Raw genomic sequence first — 1,669 nt, 5'->3', positions numbered from 1 at the left:
CCTCGCGCTTTCACGCGGCGGGGCGTCCGGTGGGTGATCAGAAACGCGAAGAGTGCTCCTGACCTGCAACGATGGGACTTGTCTAGGGTCCAGGTCGTCGCGTGAAAGAAGCACTCTCCAGGTGAAGAAGCGTATCGGGTTCTACCCGCGTGTCCGTACCGAGGGCGGTGGTCGCGGGGTGGTCTCCCAGGCCGGTGGAGTGCTGCTGGTGGAGACGGTTCGCAAGGCCGGCCTGGATCAGGCGATATCGGCGGCGTTGGCGCCGTGGCGCAAGCCGCGGGCTGTGCATGATCCGGGCAAGATCCTGCTGGATGTGGCGCTCGCGGTAGCGCTGGGCGGAGACTGCCTGGCGGATGTGGGCATGCTGCGGGCCGAGCCGGCGGTGTTCGGGCCGGTGGCCTCCGATCCGACGGTGTCCCGGTTGGTCAGCGCGCTGGCAGCGGGCGGGAAGCGTGCGTTGACCGCACTGCGGCAGGCCCGCGCTCACGTACGTGAACACGTATGGATGTTGGCCGGTGACGCGGCGCCGGACGCGGCCGGGCAGGTGGTCGTGGACCTGGACGGGGTGCTGGTAATAGCGCATTCCGAGAAGCAGGATGCGGCCGCGACCTGGAAGAAGACCTACGGGCACCATCCGCTGATGGGGTTCGTCGACCACGGCCGGGGCGGGTCCGGGGAGCCGGTGGCCGGGCTGCTGCGGCCCGGGAACGCGGGCAGCAACACTGCTGCCGACCACATCGAAGCCGCCCGGCTCGCGCTGGCGCAGCTGCCGAAGAAGTACCGGCGCGGACGGCGGACGCTGATCCGCACCGACTCAGGCGGGGGCACCCACGAGTTCGTCGATTGGCTTTCCGCCCGCGGCCGGTGGCTGTCGTACTCGGTCGGCATGACCATCACCGATGCCATCCACCAGGCCGTCCTGAAGGTCCCGGCCTCGGCCTGGACACCGGCCGTCGAGCCCGATGGCGAGATCCGTGACGGCGCCTGGGTGGCTGAGCTCGGCGGCGACTGCCTCAAGGGCTGGCCGGAGGGGATGCGGCTGATCGTGCGGAAGGAACGGCCGCATCCCGGCGCCCAGTTGCGCTTCACAGACGTCGACGGCATGCGACTGACCTGCTTCGCCACCAACACCCAGCACACCTCGATCGCCGAGCTGGAGTTGCGGCACCGCCAGCGGGCCCGCGCCGAGGACCGTATCCGCGCCGCCCGCGCCACCGGTCTGCGCAACCTTCCCCTGCACGACGCCGCACAGAACCAGGTCTGGCTGGAGATCGTCCAGATCGCCCTCGACCTGCTGGCCTGGATGCCCCTGCTCGCCCTCACCGGCCAAGCCCGCCTGTGGGAGCCCCGCCGCCTGCGACTTCGCCTTTTCTCCGCCGCCGCGCAACTCGTCACGACCGGACGACGCCGCATCCTCCGCTTCGCCAAGCACTGGCCCTGGACCGGCCTGATCACCGACGCTCTACAACGGCTCGCGGCCCTGCCGACCCCCGACTGACCAGCAACTTCCCGTCCCTACGAGCAGCCCCACCCGGCCGGAGCCGTGGAACCCGGCGCCCACCCGACGCGACAGCCGGGCCACCGACCTGCCCACCTGCAGAAATGACCGCCCCCGAATGAGCCGAAAGGGCCCGTCAGCAAGCTGACGGACCCTCATGCAAGATCGAGG

General features: G+C 70.2%; 1 protein-coding gene. It reads left to right on the top strand.

The genetic code is table 11. The features are described 5' to 3' along the window. The first annotated feature begins 121 nt into the window (after positions 1 to 121). Complete coding sequence (locus ITI46_RS34340) at positions 122 to 1,498, top strand: IS1380 family transposase (RefSeq protein WP_209243964.1); 1,377 nt, start codon at positions 122 to 124, stop codon at positions 1,496 to 1,498. Positions 1,499 to 1,669: the final 171 nt, after the last annotated feature.

The organism is Streptomyces oryzae (genome assembly GCF_017676365.1).
In the GTDB taxonomy this organism is placed as follows: domain Bacteria; phylum Actinomycetota; class Actinomycetes; order Streptomycetales; family Streptomycetaceae; genus Streptomyces; species Streptomyces oryzae.
The sequence above is the reverse complement of the archived record's forward strand: the minus strand, read 5'-3'. Positions and strand labels throughout refer to the sequence as shown.